This window comes from Bacillus xiamenensis, assembly GCF_000300535.1.
In the GTDB taxonomy this organism is placed as follows: Bacteria; Bacillota; Bacilli; order Bacillales; family Bacillaceae; genus Bacillus; species Bacillus xiamenensis.
Genome location: NZ_AMSH01000124.1, coordinates 1 through 929, shown reverse-complemented (window position 1 = coordinate 929; position 929 = coordinate 1). Strand labels below are relative to the sequence as shown.

The window sequence follows — 929 nt, the reverse complement described above, 5'->3', positions numbered from 1 at the left end:
AAAGAACTCATTAAATATTTTCACCAAGGATGCCAAAAGCATTGTAAAAGATCAAAAAAAGGCGCTCAAAACGATTTTTGAAGATATTGATGACCTCATTTCTCTGGAGGTATTTGATAGCCAAACCTTTGATGAAAAGATCGAAGATGTGGAAGACGAGCGAAAGAAAACGGTTAAAGATTTAATAGAACTTGATCAACATTTAAAAGATGAATATGCTTTGTCAGAGACTGAAGAGAAGGCTACAATGGCATTGTATGCAGAAATGATGAATGCGACAAATGACGGAAAATCCATTTCACCTTTAAAGAGTTAATAGGACTTGATCAACATTTAAAAGATGAATATGCTTTGTCAGAGACTGAAGAGAAGGCTACAATGGCATTGTATGCAGAAATGATGAATGCGACAAATGACGGAAAATCCATTTCACCTATGAATTTTGACAAAAAAGCATTTCAAGATAGTGAAATCTACAAGGGGAAAAGAATCAAAAAGTTCATTTTATTCAGAAATGATTAATGCGACAAATGACTGAAAATCCATTTCACCTATGAATTTTGACAAAAAAGCATTTCAAGATAGTGAAATCTACAAGGCAAAAAGTGATATTGAGAAGCAAACTGCTGAATATCTCAAAATAAAAAAAGAACAAGAAGAAGCCCGCGAGATCGCAAAGGAACAAGAAGCACTCGCCAACCGCCCTTGGTATGAAAAAGCGCTTGATTATGGTGGAAACATCGTGAATGAACTTACAGGTGTGAATGATGCAAAACGAGCAGCTACGGGCGTCGATCCAATCACAGGCGAAGAGCTTACGGCAGGCCAACGATTCGCTGCAGGTGGCATGGCAGCAGCCGGTTATATCCCTATCGTCGGCTGGGCAGGACGCATTTTTAAAGGCGGGAAAGCCGTCTATAAAACCACCC

The 929-nt window shown here is 38.6% G+C and carries 2 pseudogenes; both read left to right on the top strand.

Features of this window, described 5'->3' with window-relative positions:
• Nucleotides 1–289, top strand: a pseudogene (locus BA1_RS18265) (T7SS effector LXG polymorphic toxin); the annotation flags it as partial.
• A 216-nt stretch (nucleotides 290–505) separates the two neighbouring features.
• Nucleotides 506–929 (top strand): annotated as a pseudogene (locus tag BA1_RS18260) (pre-toxin TG domain-containing protein); the annotation flags it as partial.